Source organism: Roseibium sp. AWQ4_254 (assembly GCF_056161025.1).
Map to the genome: position 1 here is coordinate 12,183 of NZ_JBSWYH010000008.1, position 25,814 is coordinate 37,996.

Sequence of the window (25,814 nt, forward strand, 5' to 3'; positions counted from 1 at the left end):
GAAGAAAAGATCGTTGGCTGAATCGCGTCAGCCGCGTTTGGGCCGGTGCGTCTTATTGGGAAGACGCAAGCCGGGACATGGCAGTTTCTAGCGCGTGCCAGAGTGATCCGGCGACCGAGCGCATGGCCAGCACACTGATCTGCGTCTCACTGCGCCGCAGGACGAAGGCGGTCATGTGCTCAATTGCGGTGCGGACTGCGCGGCCCGGATAGGTCGCTTCCGGTGGCAGGTTGATCAGCCGTTCCAGCAGCGCGACACTATCGCCGGAGGTCGCGCTCTGTATGTCGAGGCACACAAATCCATCAGTTTGCTCTGTGATACAGGCCTGGGGGATTTCAGAGCGCAGCGCGGCCGCAAAATCCGTCTCGGCCGCGCCGGATTTTTCAAGCATCCATTGGCCGGGGGCCATCCAGAACGCAACGGACGTCATCTCCCCCGGACCGGGCAGGGGAAGCCCAAAGGGCTCGGGCCGGGAGGAGCTGGCGTGCAACGACAAGCAGGCAAGGGCCCGGTCGGTATTCTCGCATAGGGTATAACCACCCAATGTCTTGCTGCGCGGCTTGGTGTCGCCAAAGGCGCCTATCGGTTTCGGATCAGTCACGAAGACGTGCTCCTTCCGGATCGATGAAATGCGGCGAGACCACGCGCAGGCGGGTGGATGTGCCCTCTATCGGATTGGCCGCAATGATCTCTTCCTCCATCCGTTCATCCCCTCGCTGTAGAAAACCCAGACCGATAGAGGTGCCCATATGGGGCGAAAAGGCTGCCGACGTTATCCAGCCCTGATCATGCGCCATATCTTGAGGGTCTCCTTTGGCAAACAGATGCGCGCCCGGCACGACACTCTGCCCTTGCGTCACAGGTCTAAGGCCGACCAAGCGCCTGGTGTCCTTGGCCAAACCGTCCCGGCGAGACATGACCGCGCCAATCGAATCCTTCTTCTGCGACACCATGCGGCCTAGCCCAAGCATCTGCGCCGTGGTCTGGCCGTTCAGCTCATTGCCTGCGGCATGACCCTTTTCAATGCGCAAGACGCCAAGCGCCTCGGTTCCATAAGGCGTGACCTCCAGATCTGCGCCCACCTCCATCAGCCGTGCCATCAGCGCATGGCCATAGCGGGCAGGCACGGCGATTTCGTAGGCCAGTTCGCCAGAGAATGAGATGCGGAACAGCCGCGCCCGCAAACCATTGCAGACCGTCAGCTCAGCGCAAGCCATAAAGGGAAACGCTTCATTGGACAGATCAAACCCGTCCACAAGCCGGGAAAGCAGCGTTCGTGAATTCGGTCCGGCCACAGCGATTTGCGCCCAGGCATCGGTGGTCGATATCAGATGAACGTCCAGTTCCGGCCACAGGCATTGCCGCGCAAATTCCATCCTTTGATAGACCAGACCAGCATTTGCTGTGGTGGTGGTAACGACATAATGGTTCTCGGCCAGGCGCGCCGCGGTGCCATCGTCATAGGCATGGCCATCCTCGCGCAGCATCAGCCCATAGCGGACCCGTCCCACTTTCAGCGTGGCCATCTGATTGCAATACAGACGGTTGAGGAAGGTACCCGCATCCGCGCCCTGGACATCAATCTTGCCCAAAGTGGTCACGTCACAGATCCCGACAGAGGCGCGCACGGACTTCGCCTCGCGGTCGACACTTTCACGCCAATGAGTCTCGCCCGGCTGCGCAAACCATTGCGCGCGCATCCATTGCCCAACCTCGACAAAGACAGCCCCCTGTGCTTCGGCCCAGTAATGGGTCGGCGTCAGGCGGCGTGGACGGAAATTTGCGCCGGTATCGCCGCCGCCCAGCACCCCCAGAGAGACCGGGGTATAGGGAGGGCGAAAGATTGTCGTGCCAGTTTCGGGAATGGTTTTGCCCGTCAGCTCGGCCATGACGGCAAGCGCGGTCACATTGGCGGTCTTGCCCTGATCCGTGGCCATGCCCAGCGTGGTCCAGCGTTTCAGATGCTCAACAGGGCGCATGGCCTCTTGATGGGACAATTGGATGTCTTTGACGGTAACGTCATTCTGGAAATCAACCCAAGCGCGGCGTTTGCCCGGTACATGCCACAGCGCGGTTTGCGTGCTTTCCTCATCCGAACACTCGGGCAAGGGTGCGGTTTGCGTGCTACGCCCCAACTGCTCCAGAGCAGTCCTGGCCGCACGCTGACCATCCAGCAGGGCCGCAGCCGTTGAGCCCTCTCCCCGCGCGGCGCCAGCAATCAGCATGCCTTTCGGACCATCCGCCGGCGGCACAAAGGCAAGCCGTGCCTCATCCCAAACCGGCCGCCCCCGGTGATGAGACGCAAGATGCAGGTTCGGGTTCCACCCGCCCGAGACTCCGAGCACTCCGCACGGCATCCAGTCGGAACAGCCGTTGCGTGTAACCTCAATCGCGCTCAGACCTTTACGACCCTTTGTGCCGGTGATCCGTGCGCCTGAAAATGTTTCATAACCGCCAAGGTTTGGCGCATCCTCGCGCGGATCAATCACCCCAAGAACGGGCACGCCAAGCGCGGCAAGCTGGGCCGCGCTACGATGGCCGTCATCGCCATTTGTGAAGATCGCGACCGGATCGGCCGCATCCCGTTGCGCAGTCACGCCCCAGCGGTTGGCATAGGCGCGCATTGCCCCGGCCAGCATCACGCCAGGCCGGTCATTGTCGGCAAAGGGGATATGCCTCTCGGTCGCGCCCGCTGCCAGAATGGCTTGCTTTGCGGTGATCCTCCACAAGGTCTGCCGCAAAGGCAGAGAGGTGGCGAGGTGATCCGAGACTCGCTCGACCGCACCGAAAATACCGTGGTCATAGGTGCCAAACACGGTGGTGCGCGTCAGGATGCGCACATTTGGCAGGCTTTCCAATTCCTCCAGGGCGTTTTGCACCCACAGCGCCGCGGGCTGGTCGTTCAGCACACCGCCTTCAACCAGTAGCCGCCCGCCCAAACGGAAATCCTCGTCCGCCAGAACCACGTCCGCCCCGCCGCGTCCGGCGGTCAAAGCTGCGATCAACCCTGCGGCCCCGCCGCCAACAATCAGCAGATCGGGATGTAGAAAACCGCGACCATAGGCGTCCGGGTCTGGCAACATAGACAGGGCGCCGAGCCCCGCAGCCCGGCGGATGACAGGCTCATACAGTTTTTCCCAAAACGCACGCGGCCACATGAAGGTCTTGTAGTAGAAACCTGCGGACAGAAACGGCGAAAGCAGGTCATTGACTGCCATCAGATCATGATCAAGAGAACCTGCATAATTCTGACTGCGCGCCTCCAGCCCGTCGAACAGCTCGGCCATGGTGGCGCGGGTGTTGGGGTCTGACTGCGCACCGCGGCCCAAAGTCACCAGTGCATTCGGCTCTTCCGATCCGGCACTGAACACGCCACGGGGACGGTGGTATTTGAAGGACCGTCCCATCAGCTGCACGCCATTTGCCAGCAGGGCCGACGCCAGCGTATCGCCGGCATGACCCTGCATCGTCTTGCCATCGAACCGGAAACTCAGCGTCTGGCTGCGGTCGATCAGACCGCCAGCAAGTCGGGTCATGCGGATACCCTTTTCATGTTGGAAGCCAGTTCTGCGCCCAAAATCTCATGCGTGACTGTGTCACGCGTCACCACCAGCCAGCTGCGATCGCCCTGCTCATGAAACCACAACTCCTGATGGACGCCCGCCGGGTTGTCGCGCAAAAAGACATAGTCGCTAAAGAGAGCCTCGGCATCAGGGGCCTCGGGATCAGGCCGGGCCATCAGCGAGGCATCACCAAGATACGTAAACTCCTGCGCATCGCGCAGACCAAGCAGAGGGTGGGGGATCAGCATGGGAACCTCAGTGCAGATTGGGCTGGGCGCCAACGCCCTTTTCGTCGATGACATGGCCACTTTGGAACCGGTCCAGACGATAGGCCGTGGCGGTTTCGTGGGGCCTGTCTGTGGCCAGCAGATGGGCAAAGGCATATCCAGAGGCAGGCGTTGCCTTGAAACCGCCGTAGCACCAGCCCGCATTCAGATAGAGCCCGTCAATATGTGTGCGGTCTATGATGGGTGAACCGTCCATGGACATATCCATGATCCCCCCCCAATTGCGCAGCAGCCGCGCCCGGCCCAGCATGGGCATCAGGGCCATCGCGCCTTCGGCGACATCTTCAATCACCGGCAGATTGCCGCGCTGTGCATAAGAATTATAGCCGTCAATGTCACCGCCAAAGACAAGCCCGCCCTTGTCCGACTGGCTCACATAGAAATGCCCGGCCCCAAAGGTGATCACACCCGGGATCGTCGGCTTTAGCCCTTCACTGACAAAAGCCTGCAGCACATGGCTTTCGAGTGGCAAGCGCAGTCCCGCCTGCGCCATTACGCGCGAGGAAGAGCCCGCCACAGCAACGCCTATCTTGCCTGCGGCAATAAACCCGCGGGTTGTTTCCACACCTTTGATGCGCCCCGCCTCAATGCGGAATCCGGTGACCTCGCAATTCTGGATCAGATCAACGCCCCGCTGATCCGCCGCGCGTGCATAGCCCCAGGCCACGCCATCATGCCGGGCGGTGCCGGCCCGATCCTGGCAGAGCCCGCCTTTGATCGGAAAGCGCGCATTGTCAAAGTTCAGAAAAGGCGCAACCTTGCGCAATTCGTTCTGATCCATCATCCGTCCGCCCGCGCCGGACAGATGCATCGCATTGCCGCGCCGCCGATAGGCGTCGCGCTGGCCATCGCTGTGGAACAGGTTGATGATTGACCGCTGGCTGACCATCGCATTGAAATTCAGCTCTTGCTCCAGATGTTCCCAGAGCTGCATGGAGAACTCATAAAACGGCTGATTGCCTTCCAGAAGGTAGTTGGAGCGGATGATTGTGGTGTTGCGTCCGATATTGCCCGAACCAAGCCACCCCTTTTCCAACACCGCGACCCTGGCCATGCCAAAGACCTTGGCCAGATAGAAGGCGGTGGCCAAACCATGCCCGCCGCCACCAATAATGACGATGTCATAATGGTCCTGTGGTACGGGATCACGCCAAAGCGGTTTCCAGCCCTTATGTCCGGTCAAAGCCTCTTTGAGGACGCGGAATCCTGAGAAGGTCATACTGATGGCTCCCTATCGGTTGACGCATCCTATGGTCTTGCGCAGACTGCGCTCTAACGCTATCGGGACATATTCAGTCGTGAATCAGCCATATTCGAAAAAGAAACATCTTGGCTTTGTCCTGCTGGATGGGTTTGCCCTGATGTCCACCGCTGCGGCAATGGAGCCGCTGAGGGCCGCGAACCTCTTCGCCGGGCAAGAGATATACGGCATTCAGGCCCTGTCTTTGTTCGAAAGCTCTGCGGCCTCGTCTCTGGGTGCGCGCTTTGACACGCGAGGGTTTGCGAAGGAAACGGGCCCGCTGGACATGGTCTTTGTCGTGGCGGGGGGCGAACCGCTGAGCTTTCGCAACCCCAATCTGTTTGCCTGGCTGCACAAGCTGGACCGGCAAGGCGTGGCCCTCGGCGGTATTTCCGGCGGTGCTGCGATTTTGGCGGCAGCCGGATTGCTTCAAGAGCGGCGCTTTACACTGCATTGGCATCATCTGGACGCGATGCAGGAAATCTATCCCAATCTGGTCGCCGAGCGGCGGCTCTATGTGATTGACCGCGACAGATATACCTGTGCTGGCGGGACAGCGCCGCTGGACATGATGTACGCCATAATTGCAAAGGATCACGGCACTGATTTTGCGCGCAAAATCAGTGATTGGTTCATCCAGACCGAGATACGCAGCCCCGATGCGCCGCAGCAAGCCAGCGTCAAAAGCCGCTACGGCGCTCTACCGGCAGCGGTTGAAGCGGCGATCGAATTGATGGAAAGCCATATTGCTGATCCCTTGGACGCAGATCAGATCGCGTTGCTCGTCGGTCTGTCGACCCGGCAGCTGCAAAGACAGTTTCACAACAGCATGAAGCTGTCCATGATGCAATGTTACCGGAACATCCGGCTTGATCTGGCACGCCGTCTCATACTGGACACGCGACTGAGCATGGCCACGATCATGGACTGGTGCGGCTACAGCTCACAGCCCGCTTTTGCCGCAGCCTATCGCAAGGCTTATGGCCGCCCCCCCTCGCAGGATCGCGCGCGATCAGTCGCAAGGCCGGCCTGACTGTCAAAGACTTATGCTTATGAAATTTGACTGATTGAGAAGCGCCATTTTTGATTTTGGCTTTGGTCCGCGTCTGCCTTGTAGCGTCAGGCAGGCGCAAAAGCACGGCCTCGGGTTGGAAAAAACCTAAGCGCGTTATACCAACATACCCCAAAGACAGACTTGTCGCCCGATGCTCGAGAGTTTGCCGGACAGCATCAGGAACACGGGCTGGCCGCGTGTTCTGATTTCATCAGATCCACAGGCACTTTGTTGCCGATGACGCCATCTGGTCTGTGTTCGTTGTCGTCCTTGCGCCAATCCTCATCGCTGCCGCCGGAAACGCCTCGCCATCCTCAATGCCATGATCAAAAACAATCAGGCGATCCTGTTTTGAACAACACGGTTGTCCCAGCACCTTGAGATCAGGCCGCCCGGATGGAGTTCAGGAAGGTGTCCAGTTGTGTTTTCAGCTGGTCAGCCTGGAGCGCGAGATCTTTTGAGGAACCCAGCAGCCTGGAGGCATTTTCTCCTGCCGTGCTTGCATTCTTGGCCATGCTGACAATTCGCTGCGCCACTTCACCGGTGCCGTCAGAGGCGCGTGTCACGGAAACCGTAATCTCGTTTGTCGCGTCTGATTGCTGGGAGACGGACTGGGAAATTCCGCCTGCGGATTCATTGATTTCGGAGATCGTACTGGTGATGTCCCCAATCGCCCCGACGGCGCTTTCCGTTTTCCTTTGAATTTCGCCGATCTGCGCAGAAATCTCCTCCGTTGCCTTGGAGGTCTGGTTTGCAAGCTCCTTCACCTCGGCTGCAACGACGGAAAAACCCTTGCCCGCCTCCCCGGCGCGCGCAGCCTCGATTGTTGCGTTCAAGGCCAAAAGGTTCGTCTGTTCCGCAATGCCCGAGATGAGTTCCACGATATCACCGATCTTGTTCGTTGAGGCACTCAGCTCATTCACGATATCGGCCGTATGAGTGGCCGACTGCACCCCGGCCCGCGACGTTGCGGTCGAATGGTCGACAAGTCTTGAAATTTCCCGGACCGAGCTGGAGAGTTCTTCTGACGCACTGGCCACGGAGGAGACATTATTTCCGGCGTCATCGGCCGCCTTGGACACAGCCTCCGCTTCCGTAGCCACATCCTCGGAAATCACCGTCAGCTGAGATGCCGCCGTTTCCAGCTCTGCTGCCGCGTCCGAAACGCTTGAGACAATGCCGCCCATGCTGGCCTGGAAATCATTGGCAAGGCTGTCCATCATCGACCGGCGCTCGACAGCGGCCCGGGCATCCCGGGTCTGTGCCTCTTCTTCCAGCGCCCGGCGCTCCAGAAGTTTGGCACGCAGGGCTTCCGCAGAGCGGGCCAGATTGCCAATCGCATCCGGACGGTGCGTGTTGGCAATCTCTGTATCCAGATGGTCTTCCTCAAGCTCATTGAAACTGTACGTGATCTCGCGGATCAAGGAAGTCAGGCGCCTCGCTGCAAACTAGGAACACAGCCCCGTGCAGCCCAGCGCTGCAACCGTCAGCAGCAGGTAGAGATAAAAAGCGCCTTCAGCCTGTTTCAGGAGGGTTTGATACGTATCCTCGGTCCCTGTCATGATCCGGCCAATCACGTCAAATGCCAGCGCGCCCTTGCTCTTGATAGCCTGTTTCCAGGCGGCAATGTCCGCCTGCGTCACGACGTGGCCCGCAGGATCGTTCGCCTTGGCCCGCAGCTCTGCCAGCTTCGCCTCATCCGGACCGGACAGGAACGCCTTGACGTCCCGCGTCACATCGGCCGCAGCCAGGTTCACGACAGGCGCTGCAAAGACGGTTTGAAGGCCCACCCCCATCTTGTTCAACGTCAGGATACGGGCCGGGATCTGGGCATCGGGTTTGAGATAGTCGAGCGAAGCCGTTTCGATCAGCACGCCATCATTCAACTGCATGGCAGCATAATACGCATGCAGGCTCTTCGACATTTCCGTCACGCCGATCACCGAAGCCCCCCCTTTGGGTCACCTCAATCGCGAGAGCTGCAATCGGCTGCATGTATTTCACACCGGCCCCCGGCAGCAGCGCGTCCGCATCTTCCAGCCTGCGGTATTCAGCCAGCATGGGCCTGGCCGCCTCAATCTGCGTTCTCAACTCTGACAGACCAGGATCGGCGATGGACAGCCTGTCATAAGCGCTCAGCAAATTCTGGTAAGCCTTATCGGTTGCCCCCCGGATCGTGTCGCGTTGCGGTGAGCCAGGCTCGGCCTGGGCAAATCCTTCTGCCGGCAGCGCCTGTGCCAGCGCCGCCCCCGCATTACCGACATCCTTGACGGTGCTCGCGGCCTTGATGTCTTGAATCCTGCCAGCAGACTGTACGGTCATGTAAACACCGAACATCATCGCAATGAGGGCTGGAATGATGACAGAAATAAGCAGCAAGCGATTGAGTGTGAGCATCTCGTCTCTCTGTTCCTGAGTGGCGACCATGCCTGGACAAAGGTTTCCGCTTCGGACAAAAACCCAAAGGAAACCACCTCAAAAACCTGACTTAAATAGATCAAATATTCATTAATACTACAATCTTAAATATAATTGTCAATTCATATAATAATTATTACCAATAATCTCAAATAAAAATAGGAATTAATGCTCAAGACAGTCATGTAGATAGATTTCTATACATACTCGGCTGGTTGCAGCCCCCCCCCTTTCCTTTGCATGAAACGCGAGTTCCTGGTGACCCGATGCCACCCCGGTGCCTATGGCGCCCGGGGCCTATGGGCAATCCAGCGCCTGTATCAGGCGGCTTTCTTGTGGGCCTGCTGTGTCAGTTCCGGCGTTGTAATCAGCCGGGCGCTGTTGTGGCCGGTCACATAGGACCACAGCCAGCTCCAGGCGACGGTGACCCGGCTGCGTGTGCCGATCAGGAAGTAGATGTGGGTCACGCCCCAAAACCACCAGGCGAGGGCACCCTTGAGGCGGATCTTGCCAAAATCGACCACGGCCGCGCTGCGGCCAACCGTGGCAAGGTTGCCGTTATGCCGGTAGCGGAACGGCTTGGGCGCGGGTTTGCCTGACAGGCGGGCCTTGATCACCCTGGCCACATAAGCGCCCATCTGCTTGGCAGCCGGCGCTATGCCGGGCACGGGCTTGCCTTCAGCCGTCATGACCGCCGCCGTGTCACCAATAACAAACACATCCGGATGGGCGCTGACGCTCAGATCCGGCTCCACCAGAACCCGGCCAGCCCGGTCGCCAGGCACGCCCAGCCAGCGGGCCGCGTCCGAGGCCTGCACCCCGGCGGCCCAGATAATCGTGCGGGACGGGATCTCCGTCTCCCCAAGCGCAATGCCGTTACCCGAGCACGAGGTCACCGGCTGCCCGGTCAGCACCTCCACACCCAGCTTGTTCAGCGCGTTGCGGGCATAGCCGGACAGGCTGTCCGGGAAGGCCGGCAGCACTTTGGGGCCCCCTTCCACCAGCAGGACCCGCGCCTGGTGCGTATCAATGTTGCGGAACTCGTTCGGCAGAACCCTTTGAGCCAGCTCGCCGATCACCCCGGCCAGCTCAACCCCCGTCGGTCCAGCGCCAATCACTGCAAAGGTCATCTGAGCCTGACGCTCTGCCGCATCGGTGGCATTTTCAGCCGCCTCAAAGGCTGACAGCACCCTACGGCGGATGTTGGTCGCATCTTCCAGGGTCTTCAGGCCCGGCGCATAGGGCTCCCAGTTGTCATGGCCGAAATAGGAATGCCTGGCTCCTGTAGCCAGAATAAGCGTGTCATAGGAGATCGGCTCCCCCTGCTCCAGAAACACCCGCTTGGTGCTGGTGTCGACGCCACTGACGCGCGTCAGCAGCGTGGTCACGTCCTTTCTGCGCTTCAAAAGCCTGCGCAAGGGCCAGGCGATTTCAGAAACCGGGAGAATGGTTGTCGCCGCCTGATAGAGCAACGGCTGAAAGAGATGGTGGTTCCGCTGATCGATCAACGTGATCCGGGCACCGGAGCCTGCAAGGTCATGAACAGCCTTGAGGCCGCCAAAACCACCACCGACAACAACGATGTGCTTGGAGTTTGTCATTCCGGGACGTCCTGTTCTTTGCACAAACAGCGTGACCGCGATTTGCGCCCATTAAGGTCCGCCTCCTCCCGGGCGGGCCGACCTTGATGTCTTCCTGTCCTCCGTCCCCCCCTAAGCCGCGGCCCGAGTGGCGCCCGCTTCAGCCCGCTGGCTGACTCGGAAAACGGCTCCTCCTAGATCGGATCTTCCAGTCCCAGATCAAACGGCCTGTGCCTCTTCCGGTTATGCCAAAAGACATCCCTGCACAGCCGCTCTGGAAACCGGCTTCAGACGACACTGATATAGGGCCGTTTCCTGAAAACCCCAGCAGTTTGATCTGCAAGGTCTTCTCTTCGCAGACAAACATATAGGCGTACCGCGCGGGGAAAAAAAGCCATCCGGCTCTTCAAACCCGCTTTGGCTGGGAAACGATCAGGACAATGAGGCCGGACGGGCTCAGGGTATCGATGTCAATGGAACCGCCAAGGGGTTCGGCCAGTTTGGCCGCCAGTTGCAGCATAACCTTGCGCCGACCCACGTCGCAGGGGAGTTCGGCAAAGACTTCACTGACAAGCTGGACCAATCAAATGGGGCTGGGCAGGCATCCGGCCCTGCCCGCATCGCATCAACAAGGTTTTCGGGATCAGGCAGCCGCCACCTCTTTCAGGAACAGCTCCACCTTGTGGGCCAGTGTTTCGGTGCGCGTGTTGAGGGCTTCGGAAGCTGAAAGGACATAGTCTGCCGAGGTCACGGTCGAATTTACGGAATCCGCCAGGCTTTCCATATTGCCGAGGACATCGGCCGTGCCATGGGCGGCCTGTCCCGCGTTCTGGGAAATTTCGCTGGTGGCCCCGCCCTGCTCCGCGACCGAGGCGGCAATGGAGTCCGTATAGGAATTGATCTCCTCCATGATTTCCGTAATCGCAGCAATGGCCATGACGGTTTCGCCGGTGGAAGACTGGATCTCGGTGATCTGGGCGGAGATTTCCTCTGTTGCTTTGGAAGTCTGAGTGGCCAGTTCCTTCACTTCGGCTGCGACGACTGCAAAGCCCTTGCCGGCCTCGCCTGCGCGGGCCGCCTCGATGGTGGCGTTCAGAGCCAGAAGGTTGGTCTGTTCAGCGATGGCCTGGATCAGGCTGACCACTTCCCCGATCCGGCTCGCCGATGTCTCAAGACCTTCGATTTTTTTGTTGGTCACCTGGGTGCGTTCGCTGGCGCGGGCAACCACTTCCGTGGTCCGGGTCACCTGACCGGAAATCTCGGCAATCGAGGCGGACAGTTCCTCCGCCGCCGACGCCACCGCCTGCACATTCTGGCTGACTTCCGAGGAGGACGCCTGGGTCTCATCGGCCCGGCCGGAGGTCTGTTTTGCAATACCGGTCAACGATTTGGCGGTGGTATCCAGGTCCCCGGCCGTCGTGCCGACCGCAGAGAGCAGCTCTGCACTCGACCCGCGGAAATCTTCGATCAGGCGTTCGATCCGGTCCTGCCGCTGCTGCTGGGCCGCCTGCTCTTGCCTGCGCTCCTGTTCCAGCCGTTCCCGCTCAATCGCATTGTCCTTGAAGATCAGGACCGAGCGCAGCATCTCGCCGATTTCGTCCCGCCGCGCGGTCTGCTCGATGACCACGCCCGTATCCCCCTCCGACAGGCGCAGCATGGACGCCGTGATACGGATAACCGGCTGCACAATCAGCTTCACCAGAACAAAACAGCCCGCAAGTGTTGCCAAAAGTGCCGCGGCACCAGCCACCAGCATCAAAACAATGCTCTGTTCACTCTCAGCCTGCACCAATTCCTGTGCATCCACCGTGTATTGCTCAACCAGACAGGCCGTGTCGCGCGAGGTCGCGATCGTCTCCTTGGTATGCGCGTCAAACCGGCCCCTGGCCTCAACCACAGCGGCAAAGGCGCCCTCCAGAAGCACCAGTTTCTGCGACAGCGCTTCCTCGCCCATTTTGCCGAGGATCTTGGCAAAGCCGGAGGCCTTTTCCAGGTGCTTCGATACTGTTCCGGCCAGTTCATCGGACGGGGACAGGCGGAACCGGTCGGCGCTGGAAACGGCCTGCTGGATAAGACCGGCGAAATTCCGCAGCATGCCGCCTTTCACCCGGGCTTTCGAGCGGGCGTTGTCAGTTTCCTTTTTCGCCTCCAGCTCTGCAGCAGCTTCCTGCGCAAGCAGATCATTCAGCTCCGCAGACTGGGTCACGAGCGTACCGGCAGCGGCCAGCAACGCAGCCCTGCCGGGTCTGTCAGCCCCTTCGGCAAGGGACTTTTCCAGCCCGGCAAAGGTCTTCGACAGGGTATGAACCGTTTTTTGGGATGCCGGGCTGCCGCCAAGATCAACCACCGTCTTCATGGCTGGTTTGGCCGTTTCAACACTCTGTCGCAGCTGCGGCAGCACCGCTTCTGGGGACACGCCTGCGTCGGTCAGGATCTGCTTGATCTCCTGACCGGCTGCCCGGACATTGCTGGCCGCAGAAACCACCTGCCGCACCCGGTCGATGCTCAAAAACACATAACCGGCTTCCCGCTCGGCCGTGTCCGTCACCTTGACGCCAGCCTTCTCCGCCTGGGCCGCCAGCGCGCCCAGCGCGTCGGCGATCTCGACAAACCGGGCAGACGCCTCTTCAACTTTCTGTTGGGAAGCTTCCAGCCGACCGATAGAGGCTGCCATGGATTGAATTTCAGAAACGATCTGCGCGTTGATGGCAGACCCGCCAGATCCGGGTTGCGACAGGCGCTCGACCGCTGCATCCAGACTGGCGGCAGCGCCGATCAGTTTTTGCGGGTCCTTGGCAAGGATGAATTCGGACACATCGCCGCTGGCTGTATTGACCTTGACCAGGACATCTGTTGCCACGGACGTTTGCTGCAGGGTCGTTTCAATGGAACTGATCCCGCGTACACCAATTGTGGCATTGGCAACCACCAGCAGGGCCAGAACAGCCATCGCCAGACCGATCTTTGTTCCGATCGAGTGCCCCCGGAATGCCTGAACACCACCCAGCCCGAATGCTTTATTCAGCATTGTCATCCCTCATCAAATGCTTTGAAGGAAGCGTTGGTTAAAATATTTAAAAACGGATAATTAATACAGACGCCAGCAGGCCAAAACACGGAATATTCATTCGAATTTATTCAGTCATAAAAAATCTAAATCTAGAAATACGATGGATAATTGTAAATATTATCAATGAGACACTCTTTTTAACTTAGCAAATTCTACCACACCATTCCTCTTGATCAAAACCCCCGGCCGAGGACCACAGGTGCAATGAGTTCTGAAGGGCGCCAGTCTCCCAAATGGAAACGGCCTCATGTTGCAAGGTATTTACTTTTCTGCTCTTCAGAGCCACAACACATGGGGCGGCTCTTGACGAGCACGCGTCAGGCAACAGACAGGACCAGATCCCAATGGGCCAGGAGACCATGGTCATCCACGGAGACTTGAAAGGCACCAGCTTTGTGCCCTGGATCCGTCAGCATGCGCGCAAACTGGGGCTTGCCGAGACCATCCGCCATGCGGATGCGGACCGGATCGAGGTGGATTTGACCGGCCCTGCAGAACTGATCGACGCCATGGAAATGGGCTGCCTGCTAGGCCCGATTGACATCTGGGTCGAGACCATTCAACGCCAGTCCAACACGGCCGGCCGGGCGGCGTAGCAAGGCGGCGTGTAATTTTCTGACAGGCTGCCACGCCCGTCAAAACACCCGGAAGTTGCAGTTCTCAAATCCGTCCGCCTTCGCACAACATCCTATGCGCGCCCCGTAAACTCCGGCACATTGCTGCAGCGCACAGGCCGGACGGGCCAGCCGTCTTCCGAAACAACACTCCAGACGTGCACAAAATGAACTGCTTAGATTTTAGTCATGATTGCAAGTGAGACTTTTTTATGCATTCTAGGTGATAGAACCACCCTCTTGGCGCGCCCGCTCCAGAGCGGGATGAGAGGCTGAACGCGAACAGAAGTCCAGGCAATGTTTCCAAAGTCCGCTTGTGGCTGGGCCCCGGTGGCCCTTTCCAAAGACCTGCCTCCGGCAACGGTTATACCAGCCTTTTTGCCGGAGGGCCGCTTTGCCCTTTGGCGCAGTGCGTCTGGCGCCCTGTCCCTTTGCAATGACCGCTGCCCCCATCGCGGCATGCGCCTGTCCCATGGGTTTGTGCGCGGCGAAGCCTTGTCCTGTATCTACCATGGCTGGAGCTACGCCCAGAGCGGTGCCTGCCTGAAAATCCCGGCCCATCCGGAACTTGAGCCCCCGGCCGCCATCAAAGTGGACACCTATAGCGTGACAGAGGCGGACGGCGTGATCTGGGCTGCGGTGCAGGTGCAGGGCGCAGCCCCGCCCCGGTTTGAAGACTGGACGCCTTTGCGCAGCATGACCTTCGAGGCAGCGCCAGAGGATATTGCGGCCGCCAGCGAGGGCAGCCTTTTGCCGAGCGGCGCCGTGGAATGTGTCCTTGCCGGAACACAGGTTCTTTTACTCGCAACGCGCCTTCAAACCGGCCAAACACTCCTGCATGCGCTGACGGCGCGCGCGCTCGCCCCCTCCGCGAAGATTGCGATTTCCCGCGCCCTGGAAGACCTGCGCCGCGCGGCCGAACCGCGCGCAAGCGGCAAGGAAGCTGCGGCATGAGCTTAAATCCGATGATCGATCAATGGTACCCGGTCGCGATCGCCACCGAGGTGACGCAGGACAGCCGGGAGACACTGCTGATGGGAACACCCATCACGGTGGCCGGATCAGAGACCGGCATACCGGCCGTGACAACCGCAGAGGGCCGCGTGCTGCCGGTCAGACTTCGGTTTGGCCATGTCTGGACGTCCCTTGGGGCCCCGGAAAAAGATTTGTTCGAGATTGAAGAAGCGGACCAGCCCGGCCGCCGCCTTGTGGATGTCGGGGTGGTCCGCGTGCGCTGCTCGCCCTTGCGGGCGGTCGAGAACTTTCTGGACATTGCCCATTTCCCGTTTGTCCATACCGACATTCTGGGCGCAGAACCTCATACGGAGGTTGAGGACTATACGGTCGAGATCCGGGAAGAGAGTGACGAGGTCTGGGCAACACAGGTGAAGTTCTTCCAGCCCCAGGCGGCCAAATCCGCCGAAGGCGGCATCACCACCGAATACATGTACCGGGTTCCTGCGCCCACCTGCTCCATCCTTTACAAGACCTGCCCGCCCCGGCCGGGAGAGTGGGATGTGATCGCCCTGTTCGTCCAGCCGCTGACGGAAGAGCTGTGCGATGTCTGGCCCTGGATGGCTTTGTTTGACGATGACAGCGACCTGACAGATCTCATTCACTTCCAGCAGATGATCTTTCTGCAGGACCGTTCCATTCTGGAAAACCAGATCCCGAGCCGCCTGCCGCTTGATCCGGGCAAGGAAATCCCCACCCGCGCGGACCTGACCTCGGTCGCCTACCGCCGCTGGCTGAAATGGCACGGCTTCACCTATGGAGCACAGCTGGTCGCCCAATGAAGCTCTATGATTATATCCTCTCCCCCGACTGCTACACGGTCCGCCTGTTTGCCGCCCTCAGCCAGACAGAGCTTGCTCTGCGCCCGGTCGATTTTCATCCCGGCAAGGAACATCTCGGACCGGAGCTTTTGCGCCTGAACCCGGCAGGCAGCCTGCCGGTCCTGGAAGATGGGGACCTTGTGCTGAGTGAGCCCGCTGCGATGCTGGTCTATATTGCCGAAAAAGCGGCCGAAGACTGGCTCGGCCGGACGGCGCCAGACAGCGCCGCCCGGGTGCAGCAATGGCTGGGCTTTTCCAAGCGGCTGTCGGACAATCTCGGCGGCGCAAGGCTGTGCCAGATGCTGCTGTATCCAGGCGATGTCGCCGCCCTGCAATTGGCTGGCCGGACTGCCCTTAGGGAACTGGAAGCCGGTCTTGTGGAACAGGACCTGGGCGGGAATGGCTTTCTGGCCGGGCCAAACGCCACGATCGCCGACATTGCCTGCTTTGCCCATGTTGCCCTTGCCCCGGACGGCAATGTGGATCTGGAGCCCTACCCGGCCATCCGCCGGTGGCTGAGGGCCATTCGCAGCCTGCCCGGCTTTATTGAAATGCCGGGCATTCACCGGCTCCATGAACTCAAACCCGATCCTTGATGTTTTGAACCGCCGCCTGGCCCCGCTGGCCAGGCCAACGACCATCAAACTGCCAGAGCACAGAGCGCCCCGAACGGCGCCACACTAACCTGATGAGGGGACGAAATATGACTTTGAACGTAACACGACGGACATTGCTGAAAGGGGCCGCCATGACCGGCCTCGCCACGACCATCGGCGGGCGGGCTGCCCTGGCCGCAGAGCCCTTGGGCATCAGCCTGGTTATCCCGTCCCCGGTCGGGGATGTGGGCTGGGGCCACGCGCTGAAAATCGGCCTGGACCCGATCAAGGAAGCCTATGGCGACGCCGTCAAGATCACCGTTCTGGAGAACATACAGGAAGGTCCGGACGCGGACCGGATCATGAACAAGACCGTCGCCGACGGCAACAAGTTCCTGGTCGCAGGCTCCTTCGGCTACCAGAACGGCGCCTTGCAGCTGGCCCGCCGCCGCCCGGACATTTCCGTTCTTCACGCCTCCGGCTTCAAGGTGGCCCCGAACTTTTCCCCCTTCGCGGCACGCTACTACCAGGGCACGTATCTGATGGGCATGGCTGCAGCCGCTCTGTCCAAAACCGGCAAACTCGGCTCGGTGTCCGCCTTCGCCATTCCCGAACTGATCACCTCGTTGAACGCATTCGCCCTGGGCGCACAGGCGGTCAATCCAGATATCGAAGTCTCGATCGTCTGGGTGAATTCCTGGTTCGATCCGGCCCAGGAGCAGAATGCCGCCAAAGCCCTGATGGCGCAGGACTGCGACGTGATCTTCTCCAACGCACAGGACACACCTTCGGTCATCTCGGCCTGTGAGGACGCCGGCGTTTATGTGTTCAACCTGAACTCCTCGATGAAAAAATACGCGCCGAAATCCTATCTCGGCTGTGTGGAAACCGACTGGTCCCCCTATTTCAAGGCCCAGGTTGACGCTCATCTCAACGGCACGTTCGAGGGCGCCAGCGCCTTCCTCGGGGTCGCAGATGACGTGGTCAAGACCATCGACTGGAACCCGGACATTCCCGCTGACACGATGGCCCGCATTCAGGAGACGGAAAAGAAGATCAGCAGCGGCAGCTTCTCACCCTTCACGGGACCGATCACCAAAGCCGATGGCAGCGTGGCGGTTCCAGATGGCAAGACCCTGGAAACGGCGGATATCGTTTCCATGGACTGGCACGTGAAGGGCATCACGACCCCGCTGCCGAAATAACCCATGAGCACCTCTCTCCTGTCTTTACGCGGGATTTCGAAGAGCTACGGACAGGTCCATGCCAACCAGGGTATCGACCTGGACGTGGCCCCCCAGTCCATCCATGCGATCCTGGGTGAAAACGGGGCAGGCAAGTCCACCCTGATGAAGCTGATCTATGGAGTGGAGGTGCCCGACAGCGGCGAGGTGCTTTGGAAAGACACCCCCTTGCGCCTGACCTCCCCGGCGATGGCAAGGCGCAGGGGAATCGGCATGGTGTTCCAGCATTTTTCCCTGTTTGAGACCCTGACCGTCGCCGAAAACGTGTCGCTGGTGGTCAAGGGCCGGAAAAAGGACCTGATTGCGCGCATCACCGCACTGGGGGACCAATTCGGCCTTGAAGTCGATCCCTTGGCCTATGTGCATGCGCTTTCTGTGGGCGAACGGCAACGGGTGGAAATCATCCGCTGCCTGATGGCCGATCCGGAGCTGCTGATCCTGGATGAACCCACTTCCGTGCTGCCACCGCAATCGGTTGACAAGCTCTTTGAAACGCTGCGGCGCTTGCGCGGCAGCGGTGTGTCCATTTTATTCATCTCCCACAAACTGGAAGAAATCCGGGCCATTTGCGGCAAGGCCACCATTTTGCGCGGCGGTAAAGTGACCGGCCATGTTGATCCACGCGAACATTCCGCCCACGAACTTGCCCGGATGATGATTGGCCGGGAGATGCCGGAGCTCGACCCGCTGGCCGCGCGCGAGCAAGGTGAAAAGCGGCTCGAACTGATCGGCTTGTCTCATCAAGGCGATGATCCGTTTGCCGTTCCTCTGGACAAGATTGACCTGAGCGTGCGGGCCGGACAGATCATCGGCATTGCAGGCATTTCCGGCAATGGCCAGAGCGAATTGTCCGCGCTGATCTCCGGGGAAACCGTGCTGCCCGATCCATCTGCCGATGCCATTTTCATGATGGGCCGTCCCGTTGGCCATCTGGGCGCCAGCGCACGGCGCAAACTGGGCTTTGCCTTTGTACCTGAAGAGCGTCTGGGACGCGGCGCCGTGCCCGAACTCTCCCTCACTCGCAACAGTCTTCTGACCGCCCATGCCCAGGGGCTTTCCCGGACGCTTCTGATCGACAAGAACAAAGCCCTGGCCTTCACCCGCAGCTGCATCTCCGATTTCAATGTGCGCACTCCGGGCCCGGAGGCCGAAGCCGGCTCCCTGTCCGGCGGCAACCTGCAGAAATTCATCATGGGCCGGGAGATCATGCTCGCACCGGATCTGCTGTTTGTCTCCCAGCCGACCTGGGGGGTGGATATCGGTGCGGCGGCGGACATTCGCCAAAGACTGATCGGCCTGCGCAATCAGGGCGTTGCCATCCTGGTCATATCCGAAGAGATCGAAGAATTGTTTGAACTGTGCGACCAGATCCACGTGCTCACCGCAGGCCGCCTGAGCCCGCCCCTGCGCACGCAAGACATCCAGCCGGAAGATATCGGCCGCTACATGATCGGAGCAGCCGGTGCTGAAGAGGGCCAGCCCGAATGAGCCGCCCGGTCCTGCCTGTCCCCCGGCTGGTGCGCCGGGAGCATGCGTCCTTCAAGATGGTGGTGCTCGCACCCGTCATTGCCCTTCTGGCCGCCACGCTTGCCAATCTCGCGCTCTATCTGGCTCTGGGGAAGGACCCTGCCGCCGTCTTTTACGCCATGCTGCTGGAGCCCTTCGTCTCCTGGTATTCCTTCTCCGAGGTTCTTTTGAAAACCGCCCCGCTCCTGCTGATCGCGCAGGGCCTGGCCATAGGCTTCCGGGCCAAGGTTTTCAATATCGGCGCAGAAGGCCAGTTCATCATGGGGGCCGTGTTCGCGTCCACGATTCCGGTCTGGTATCCGGCTGCCACCGGCTTTTGGGTCTGGCCCCTGATGCTCTGCCTGGGGGCCCTTGGTGGCGCGCTCTGGGCCGGGATCACAGCCCTGTGGCGGGTGCGGTTCAACGCCAATGAAATTCTGGTGTCCCTGATGCTGAGCCTCGTCGCCGCCCAGGTGCTGAACTATCTGCTGCTCGGTCCCTGGAAAGACCCCCATGGGTTCAACTTTCCCCAAACGGTCATGTTTCAGTATGACGCCATGCTGCCGGTTCTCCTGCCCGGAACCCGGGTCAATATCAGCCTGATCCTGGCGGTGATCGCCTCGCTTGCCGCCTTTGTCTTCATGCAGCGTAGTCTGAAGGGCTACAAGCTGGAAGTGGGCGGTCTGGCGCCCCGCGCGGCGGCCTATGCCGGGTTTTCCCAAAGCGGCGCCATCTGGCTCTCACTCCTGATCGGCGGGCTGGCAGCAGGCCTTGCGGGCGCGGCGGAAGTGGCCGGCCCGCTGGGACAGCTGCAACGCTCCGTCTCCAGCGGTTACGGCTATGCGGCGATCATCGTGGCCTATCTCGGCGGGCTGCATCCGATCGGCATCATGGTCTCGTCTCTCGTGATGGCAGCCCTGTCGATTGGCGGCGACAACGCCATGGTGTCCGCCGATCTTCCAGTGGCCGCCGTCCGGGTGTTTCAGGGCAGTCTGCTCCTGGCCTACCTGATGACCTTCTGTTTTGCCCGCTACCGGCTTGAATGGGCACAGCCAGCTTTTGGGAGCCGGTCATGAGCGCGGTTGAGTTCATTCTGGCAGGCATGCTGTCCGCCGCCATGCCGTTCCTGCTCGCCGCCCTTGGAGAGCTTGTAGCCGAGCGCTCGGGCGTTTTGAACCTCGGCGTGGAAGGCATGATGGCCTTGGGCGCCGCAATTGCCTTTATCGTCGTTTTCAGCGGCGGTGGCCATTTTGCCGCCTTTCTGGCGGCCGGAAGCGCAAGCATGCTGCTCTCCCTGATCTTTGCCTTTGTCACGCTGGGCTTGCGCGCCAACCAGGTGGCCGCAGGCCTTGCCATCGGCATTCTGGGCCAGGGCCTCTCAGCCCTCTTCGGCAAAACCTATGAAAGCATGACTGTCAGCGGCCTTCCCGCGCTCTCCGTACCCGGCCTGTCGGATCTTCCCGTGATCGGGGGTCTGTTTTCCCAGGATATCGTGGTCTGGATCTCCCTTGCCGGAACGCTTGCCATCGGACTTGGCTTCCGTTTTTCCAAAATCGGCCTTGTGTTGCGCGCGGTCGGCGAAAACCCGAAGGCCGCCCACTCAATCGGCTATTCCGTCCTGCGCATCCGGGTGCTGGCCGTTGCCTTTGGCGGCGTCATGGCCGGGTTTGCTGGTGCTTATGCCGCTGTGGTTGCCACGCCGCTCTGGGCCGATGGCATGATCGCAGGCCGGGGCTGGATCGCCATTGCCCTAGTCGTGTTCGGCACCTGGCTCACCGGGCGGATCTTTCTGGGCGCGTGCCTGTTCGGCGCCGTCTCCCTCAGCAGCCTGGCCGCCCAGGCCAGCGGCGTGGAACTGCCCTCCCAGCTTCTCTCCAGCCTGCCCTATCTGGTGACAATCGTCGTGCTTGGGTTCATCTCTGCCAACAAACGCCTCCTGAAACTCAACGGCGTCGCCTCCCTCGGCGAACCGTTTGACCGGTAGGAGGCGTAAAGACCTCCTCCTTTTGAACCTTTCGACCATCCGCCCCTTTGAGCCAATGAGCCATTCATCACTTGCGGACACATTCCGTTACATTTTCAGACATTTTGTAAATAGCCTAATCATTGATGGCGGCTTATAGAACGCGGCGTGGCTTGGATGGCATATGCGTTCCGGGCCTGTGCTTTCCGTTTGCGCAGTTCCGGCGCATTGCCTCAATTGGACTTGTCTTTCGCTGTCTGAAGTCGGAGTTTTCAACGCAAAGGCAAAACACCTTGCCTGCGGATGAGCGCGATACGCTCGACCTGCCCGTTCCCCGTCCCAATGCCGGGACTGTTCATTCAGAAGCCGCCATGACCAAATTGTCCCTGACCCCAGAGCCTTTCCAATTCAAGCAAAGACAGGGACAGGCGCTCACGCCTTGTTCTGACGCATGTTCGCGGGCAAGACCTGCGCGCTCTGGTACAGGCCTTGCGCTCGCCCTGCTCAGCCTTCTTGCCCTTGCCGCCTGCAACGAGCAGCAGGACCACCCGCCCGGGCAATCACGCCAGCGCGGCCCGGTCGAGGTCGGCGTCATTACCCTTGAAAGCCAGGACGTGCCGCGCTCTGTGCAGCTGCCCGGCCGGGTGAGCCCCTTGGCCACAGCGGAAATCCGGCCCCAGGTCGACGGCCTGGTGCGCAAAATCCTGTTCAAGGAAGGCGGACAGGTCACGGAAGGCGAGCCGCTGTTTGCCCTCGATGATGCCACATTCAGGGCCGAGAAAAACGCCTCCGCTGCCGCCGTGAGCAAGGCTCAGGCCACCTTGACCGGTGCCCGGTCAACCCTGAAACGCACCGAAAAACTGACCGGCACCAACAATGCCAGCCAGCAGACTTTGGAGGAAAAACGCACGGCGGTGCTAGAGGCCGAAGCCGACCTGGCTTCCGCGCAGGCTGAGCTGGAAGCAGCCGAGATCAATCTGGCCAACGCCACAATCAAGGCGCCGATCTCAGGCCTGATCGGCCCGGCCTCGGTAAGCGTCGGCTCACTGGTCACCGCCAATCAGACCGACGCGCTGGCCACCATCCGCCAGATCAATCCGGTCTATGTGAACCTTGTTGATTCCAGTGCAAATCTGCTGCGGATTCGCTCCGCGTTCGAAGCAGGCATGCTGAACCCGACTCGAGATGGCCCGCCCAAGGTGAAGCTGACCCTTGAGGACGGCACCCGTTATCCGGTCACCGGCGAACTGTCCCTGACGGAACGCACCGTCAGCAAGACCACAGGCACCTTCACCTTGCGCGCCACCATCGGCAATCCGGATTTTGTGCTGCTGCCAGGCACCTTCGTGCGGGCTGACGTTGATCTTGGCGTCACCCCCAAGGCCTTTCTCGTGCCCCAGCGTGCCGTGACCCGCGCGCCGAATGGCACTGCAACCGCCTATGTCGTCACCGCAGACAACAAGGCAGAGGCCCGGACCCTCACGACGATCAGTTCCAAGGACAATGACTGGGTTGTCACCCAAGACCTTTCGGAGGGAGACCGACTGATCGTGGACGGCTTCCAGAAGTTCTCCGCCGGGGCCGATGTCATTCCCGTCGATGTAACCATCAACGCGTCCGGCGTGGTTCCCCAAAGCCTTGAAACAACCGGCGAGGCGGCTGCAAAATGACCAATACCTCCTCCTTGCCACCGCAACACGGCGAACAGCCGAAAAGCCTGGCCTCGTTTTTCATTGCCCGGCCGATCTTTGCCCTTGTCCTGGCCATCGCAACCTCGCTGTGCGGCGCCGGGGCTGTTTACACCCTCACGATCTCCCAATATCCGGATATCGCTCCGGTCACGGTGCGCATCGACGCCACCTATTCCGGCGCCACCGCCAAGGCGGTCGAAAACTCTGTCACCACGATCATTGAAGGTGCGATGACCGGTCTTGACGGTCTGCTTTATATGGAATCGACATCCAGCACCGGGTCGTCTTCCATTTCGCTGACCTTCGACAACGACACCGACCCGGAACTGGCGCAGGTGCAAGTGCAGAACAAGCTGGCGCGGGTCGAAGCCCAACTGCCGGACTCTGTCCAGCAGGACGGCGTACGCGTCTCCCGCGCCCCGTCCGGCATCCTGATGATCGGCAGCATCGTCTCCACCGACGGCACCTACAGCTCCGAACAGCTTTCCGACATTGTCTCAAGCCGCATCGAGGAACGGATTGAACGGGTCGACGGTGTCGGTTCGCTGCAGTCCTTCGGCGCAGGCTATGCCATGCGGGTCTGGATGGACCCTATGGCGCTGCAGAAATTTCAGCTGGTGCCTGCCGATCTCGTGGAGGCCATCCAGGCCCAGAACCAGCAGGTCTCGGCCGGGTCCATCGGCTCCACCCCGGTTGTCAGCGGCCAGCAGCTGAAGGCCAATATTGTCTCGCAGACCCAGCTCAGCACCGTCGCCGGGTTCGAGGCGATCATCCTGAAGACAAATACGGACGGCTCCACCGTGCGCCTTGGCGATGTGGCCCGGGTGGAAATCGGGCTGGAAAGCTACGGCCAGCGGTCCTCCTATAACGGCAAGCCGGCGGCCGGGTTCGGTGTGCAGCTGGCCAGTGGCGCGAATGCCATTTCCACCGCCAATGCGGTGCGGGCGGAACTGAACCGTCTGGCCAACACCCTGCCAGACGGGGTCGAGATCGCCTATTCCTATGAAACCACGCCGTTTGTAAAGCTGGCGATCTGGAAGGTGGCGCAGACCATCGCCGAAGCCATCCTGCTGGTGTTTCTGGTGCTGTACCTGTTCCTGCAGAACATCCGGGCAACGCTTGTTCCCATGGTTGCCATCCCGGTGGTGCTTCTGGGCACCTTCGCGGTCCTGTCCATGCTTGGCTATTCGATCAACATGCTGACCATGTTCGCGATGGTGCTTGCCATCGGCCTACTGGTGGATGATGCCATCGTGGTGGTGGAAAATGTCTTCCGCCTCATGGCCGAAGAGCATTTGGGCCCGCGCGCGGCCACGGAAAAAACCATGCAGCAGGTGACAGGCGCCCTGATTGGCACCTCCGCCGTGCTGGTCGCGGTGGTCACGCCCATGGCTTTCTTTTCCGGCTCCGTCGGCGTGATCTACCGGCAATTTGCCGTGACCATCGGCGCCGCCATCGTGCTGTCCACCCTGGTCGCAATCATCTTGAGCCCGGCCCTGTGTGCAACGATCCTGACCTATGAAACCGATGCCAGGCCGTCCAGATGGTTCAATTGGTTCAACCGGGGCCTTGAGCGGGTCACACGCGGCTATGTCAGCGGCGTCGGCGCGCTTCTCATCCGGCCCATTCGTGTCGTCGCGCTGGCCGCCGCTCTCTTTGCCGGAGGCTATGGCCTTTTCACAAACCTGCCCAGCTCCTTTGTCCCGGTGGAAGACCAGGGCGTTCTAATGACCCAGATCACCTTGCCGGAAGGGGCCAATGCCGCTCGCACCCAGGCGGTGATCGACATGGTCGAGGACTATCTGCAGAACGACGACAACGTCAAAAGCGTGTTCACAACCCTTGGCTTTGGCTTTGGTGGCAGTGGCGAAAACGCCGCCATGGCCTTTGTCCGCCTGAAGGATTTTGAGGACCGCCCCGGCAAGGAACAATCCGCCCAGGCCATTGCCAGCCGGGCGATGCAGCAGTTTGCCCAAATCCGCGATGCGGAGGTGTTTGTTCTGACCCCGCCCGCCATTCAGGGTCTGGGGAGCTCCGGCGGCTTCACGATGTATCTGGAGGACGTGTCCAACACCGGCACCACTGCCCTGGAAGAAGCGGCCAACAAACTGGCGGATGCCGCGACCACCGATGACCGGGTCGGCCAGGTCCGGGGCAACACCCGCACCCAGGAAAGCCAGCTGCGGATCAATATCGACCATGAGAAGGCCGGCGCCCTCGGTGTCGACATTTCCGATGCCAATGCCATTGTCAGCACTGCCTTTGCCGGCACCTATGTGAATGACTTCACCCTGAACGGAGAGATCAAGCCGGTCTATGTGCAGGCCGACGCCCCGTACCGCATGCAGACCGAGGACGTCTACCACTGGTATGCGCGCAATAGCTCGGACGAAATGGTGCCGTTTTCCGCCATTGCCTCTACCGGCTGGGCCCAAGGGCCGCCCTCTCTCAAGCGCTTCAACGGTACGGCGGCAGTCTCCATTCAGGGCGAAGCTGCCCAAAGCACAAGCTCCGGGGCAGCCATGGACGCCATGGAAGAGCTGGTGGCAGAATTGGACGGCGGCTATACGGCCGCCTGGTCGGGTCTCTCCTATCAGGAACGGCTGGCCGGTTCCCAGGCCAGCCTGCTCTATGCGGTGTCGGCCTTAGCTGTTTTCCTGTCGCTGGCCGCCCTTTATGAAAGTTGGTCTGTGCCCTTCGCAGTGCTTCTGGCCGTGCCTGTCGGCGTGCTCGGCTCCCTTGTGGCCGCCCAGTCGTTCGGTCAGGAGAACGACGTCTATTTCAAGGTCGGCCTGCTCATAACCATTGGCCTGACTGCCAGGAACGCCATTTTGATTGTCGAATTCGCCAAGGAACGCTGGGAGCACGGCGCCGGTCTTCTGGACGCGGCCAAAGAAGCGGCCCGCCTGCGTCTGCGCCCGATCCTGATGACCGCCCTCACCTTCATTCTTGGCGTTCTCCCCCTGGCCGTGGCGACAGGTGCCGGGTCCGCCTCCCAAAATGCGGTGGGCATCGGCGTGCTTGGCGGCATGCTCAGCGCCACGTTCCTCGGCATCTACGTGGTACCGGTGTTCTTTGTGGTGGTGCTGAAGCTTTTCCACCGCAAGCGCTCAGGCCAGGAAGGTCCACTGTCAGGATGACAGAAGACCAAAC

General features: G+C 60.5%; 21 protein-coding genes. 11 read left to right on the top strand and 10 right to left on the bottom strand.

Annotated features, from left to right (window positions below):
* Positions 1-52: 52 nt before the first annotated feature.
* Genes ACXAIC_RS07665 through ACXAIC_RS07680 form a run of 4 tightly spaced genes read right to left on the bottom strand, consistent with a single transcriptional unit; the run spans position 53 to position 5,069 of the window.
* Positions 53-601, bottom strand: a complete 549-nt coding sequence (locus tag ACXAIC_RS07665; RefSeq protein ID WP_475175366.1) for a sarcosine oxidase subunit gamma — start codon at positions 599-601, stop codon at positions 53-55.
* Positions 594-3,536 carry a sarcosine oxidase subunit alpha family protein gene (locus ACXAIC_RS07670; protein ID WP_475175367.1) on the bottom strand — a complete coding sequence of 981 codons (2,943 nt, stop codon included), beginning with the start codon at positions 3,534-3,536 and terminating at the stop codon, positions 594-596. The genes ACXAIC_RS07665 and ACXAIC_RS07670 overlap by 8 nt, the downstream gene beginning before the upstream one ends.
* Positions 3,533-3,811 (bottom strand): sarcosine oxidase subunit delta, encoded by a 279-nt coding sequence (locus ACXAIC_RS07675; RefSeq protein ID WP_475175369.1) that lies wholly within the window; start codon positions 3,809-3,811, stop codon positions 3,533-3,535. Before ACXAIC_RS07675 ends, ACXAIC_RS07670 begins: the two co-directional genes overlap by 4 nt.
* A gap of 7 nt (positions 3,812-3,818) precedes the next feature.
* Positions 3,819-5,069, bottom strand: coding sequence for a sarcosine oxidase subunit beta family protein (locus ACXAIC_RS07680; RefSeq protein ID WP_475175371.1), 1,251 nt, complete (start codon positions 5,067-5,069; stop codon positions 3,819-3,821).
* A gap of 79 nt (positions 5,070-5,148) precedes the next feature.
* Between ACXAIC_RS07680 and ACXAIC_RS07685 the strand changes: the two genes are divergently transcribed.
* On the top strand, positions 5,149-6,123 hold the full coding sequence (locus ACXAIC_RS07685) for a GlxA family transcriptional regulator (RefSeq protein ID WP_475175373.1): 975 nt from the start codon (positions 5,149-5,151) through the stop codon (positions 6,121-6,123).
* Positions 6,124-6,527: 404 nt separating this feature from the next.
* Here ACXAIC_RS07685 and ACXAIC_RS07690 read toward each other — a convergent pair whose 3' ends face one another.
* From ACXAIC_RS07690 to ACXAIC_RS07715, 6 genes are all read right to left on the bottom strand, one after another.
* Positions 6,528-7,568 carry a methyl-accepting chemotaxis protein gene (locus ACXAIC_RS07690; protein ID WP_475175375.1) on the bottom strand — a complete coding sequence of 347 codons (1,041 nt, stop codon included), beginning with the start codon at positions 7,566-7,568 and terminating at the stop codon, positions 6,528-6,530.
* Positions 7,569-7,592: 24 nt separating this feature from the next.
* On the bottom strand, positions 7,593-8,069 hold the full coding sequence (locus ACXAIC_RS07695; RefSeq protein WP_475175378.1) for a hypothetical protein: 477 nt from the start codon (positions 8,067-8,069) through the stop codon (positions 7,593-7,595).
* Entirely contained in the window at positions 8,023-8,541 is a 519-nt protein-coding gene (locus ACXAIC_RS07700) for a hypothetical protein (protein WP_475175380.1), read from the bottom strand. The genes ACXAIC_RS07695 and ACXAIC_RS07700 overlap by 47 nt, the downstream gene beginning before the upstream one ends.
* Before the next feature lie 341 nt (positions 8,542-8,882).
* On the bottom strand, positions 8,883-10,163 hold the full coding sequence (locus ACXAIC_RS07705) for an NAD(P)/FAD-dependent oxidoreductase (protein ID WP_475175382.1): 1,281 nt from the start codon (positions 10,161-10,163) through the stop codon (positions 8,883-8,885).
* Between the two features lie 385 nt (positions 10,164-10,548).
* Entirely contained in the window at positions 10,549-10,725 is a 177-nt protein-coding gene (locus tag ACXAIC_RS07710; RefSeq protein ID WP_475175384.1) for a hypothetical protein, read from the bottom strand.
* A 60-nt stretch (positions 10,726-10,785) separates the two neighbouring features.
* The gene (locus ACXAIC_RS07715) at positions 10,786-13,170 is read right to left on the bottom strand and encodes a methyl-accepting chemotaxis protein (protein ID WP_475175385.1); all 2,385 of its coding nucleotides are present in this window, start codon (positions 13,168-13,170) and stop codon (positions 10,786-10,788) included.
* Positions 13,171-13,556: 386 nt separating this feature from the next.
* Between ACXAIC_RS07715 and ACXAIC_RS07720 the strand changes: the two genes are divergently transcribed.
* The 10 genes from ACXAIC_RS07720 to ACXAIC_RS07765 all read left to right on the top strand — a co-directional run bounded on the left by ACXAIC_RS07720 (position 13,557) and on the right by ACXAIC_RS07765 (position 25,801).
* Entirely contained in the window at positions 13,557-13,808 is a 252-nt protein-coding gene (locus tag ACXAIC_RS07720) for an acylphosphatase (RefSeq protein ID WP_475175387.1), read from the top strand.
* Positions 13,809-14,123: 315 nt separating this feature from the next.
* Positions 14,124-14,780, top strand: a complete 657-nt coding sequence (locus ACXAIC_RS07725) for a Rieske 2Fe-2S domain-containing protein (protein WP_475175389.1) — start codon at positions 14,124-14,126, stop codon at positions 14,778-14,780.
* Positions 14,777-15,622, top strand: coding sequence for an aromatic ring-hydroxylating dioxygenase subunit alpha (locus ACXAIC_RS07730; protein WP_475175392.1), 846 nt, complete (start codon positions 14,777-14,779; stop codon positions 15,620-15,622). Before ACXAIC_RS07725 ends, ACXAIC_RS07730 begins: the two co-directional genes overlap by 4 nt.
* Entirely contained in the window at positions 15,619-16,257 is a 639-nt protein-coding gene (locus ACXAIC_RS07735) for a glutathione S-transferase family protein (RefSeq protein WP_475175394.1), read from the top strand. Before ACXAIC_RS07730 ends, ACXAIC_RS07735 begins: the two co-directional genes overlap by 4 nt.
* A gap of 107 nt (positions 16,258-16,364) precedes the next feature.
* Positions 16,365-17,462: a BMP family ABC transporter substrate-binding protein gene (locus tag ACXAIC_RS07740; protein ID WP_475175397.1), complete on the top strand. Its 1,098-nt coding sequence runs from the start codon at positions 16,365-16,367 to the stop codon at positions 17,460-17,462.
* 3 nt (positions 17,463-17,465) lie between these two features.
* Complete coding sequence (locus ACXAIC_RS07745) at positions 17,466-18,989, top strand: ABC transporter ATP-binding protein (protein WP_475175399.1); 1,524 nt, start codon at positions 17,466-17,468, stop codon at positions 18,987-18,989.
* Positions 18,986-20,083 (top strand): ABC transporter permease, encoded by a 1,098-nt coding sequence (locus tag ACXAIC_RS07750; protein ID WP_475175401.1) that lies wholly within the window; start codon positions 18,986-18,988, stop codon positions 20,081-20,083. Before ACXAIC_RS07745 ends, ACXAIC_RS07750 begins: the two co-directional genes overlap by 4 nt.
* Positions 20,080-20,991, top strand: coding sequence for an ABC transporter permease (locus tag ACXAIC_RS07755; protein ID WP_475175403.1), 912 nt, complete (start codon positions 20,080-20,082; stop codon positions 20,989-20,991). Before ACXAIC_RS07750 ends, ACXAIC_RS07755 begins: the two co-directional genes overlap by 4 nt.
* Positions 20,992-21,263: 272 nt before the next feature.
* Positions 21,264-22,640 (top strand): efflux RND transporter periplasmic adaptor subunit, encoded by a 1,377-nt coding sequence (locus ACXAIC_RS07760; RefSeq protein WP_475175405.1) that lies wholly within the window; start codon positions 21,264-21,266, stop codon positions 22,638-22,640.
* A gap of 47 nt (positions 22,641-22,687) precedes the next feature.
* Positions 22,688-25,801, top strand: a complete 3,114-nt coding sequence (locus ACXAIC_RS07765) for an efflux RND transporter permease subunit (RefSeq protein WP_475175727.1) — start codon at positions 22,688-22,690, stop codon at positions 25,799-25,801.
* Positions 25,802-25,814: the final 13 nt, after the last annotated feature.

Bases quoted from the DNA above. Each gene is read 5' to 3' on its own strand.
- ACXAIC_RS07670 (WP_475175367.1), bottom strand. From the start codon at position 3,536: ATGACCCGACTTGCTGGCGGTCTGATCGACCGCAGCCAGACGCTGAGT.
- ACXAIC_RS07675 (WP_475175369.1), bottom strand. From the start codon at position 3,811: ATGCTGATCCCCCACCCTCTGCTTGGTCTGCGCGATGCGCAGGAGTTT.
- ACXAIC_RS07680 (WP_475175371.1), bottom strand. From the start codon at position 5,069: ATGACCTTCTCAGGATTCCGCGTCCTCAAAGAGGCTTTGACCGGACAT.
- ACXAIC_RS07695 (WP_475175378.1), bottom strand. From the start codon at position 8,069: ATGTCGAAGAGCCTGCATGCGTATTATGCTGCCATGCAGTTGAATGAT.
- ACXAIC_RS07700 (WP_475175380.1), bottom strand. From the start codon at position 8,541: ATGCTCACACTCAATCGCTTGCTGCTTATTTCTGTCATCATTCCAGCC.
- ACXAIC_RS07705 (WP_475175382.1), bottom strand. From the start codon at position 10,163: ATGACAAACTCCAAGCACATCGTTGTTGTCGGTGGTGGTTTTGGCGGC.
- ACXAIC_RS07715 (WP_475175385.1), bottom strand. From the start codon at position 13,170: ATGCTGAATAAAGCATTCGGGCTGGGTGGTGTTCAGGCATTCCGGGGG.
- ACXAIC_RS07720 (WP_475175387.1), top strand. From the start codon at position 13,557: ATGGGCCAGGAGACCATGGTCATCCACGGAGACTTGAAAGGCACCAGC.
- ACXAIC_RS07725 (WP_475175389.1), top strand. From the start codon at position 14,124: ATGTTTCCAAAGTCCGCTTGTGGCTGGGCCCCGGTGGCCCTTTCCAAA.
- ACXAIC_RS07730 (WP_475175392.1), top strand. From the start codon at position 14,777: ATGAGCTTAAATCCGATGATCGATCAATGGTACCCGGTCGCGATCGCC.
- ACXAIC_RS07735 (WP_475175394.1), top strand. From the start codon at position 15,619: ATGAAGCTCTATGATTATATCCTCTCCCCCGACTGCTACACGGTCCGC.
- ACXAIC_RS07740 (WP_475175397.1), top strand. From the start codon at position 16,365: ATGACTTTGAACGTAACACGACGGACATTGCTGAAAGGGGCCGCCATG.
- ACXAIC_RS07745 (WP_475175399.1), top strand. From the start codon at position 17,466: ATGAGCACCTCTCTCCTGTCTTTACGCGGGATTTCGAAGAGCTACGGA.
- ACXAIC_RS07750 (WP_475175401.1), top strand. From the start codon at position 18,986: ATGAGCCGCCCGGTCCTGCCTGTCCCCCGGCTGGTGCGCCGGGAGCAT.
- ACXAIC_RS07755 (WP_475175403.1), top strand. From the start codon at position 20,080: ATGAGCGCGGTTGAGTTCATTCTGGCAGGCATGCTGTCCGCCGCCATG.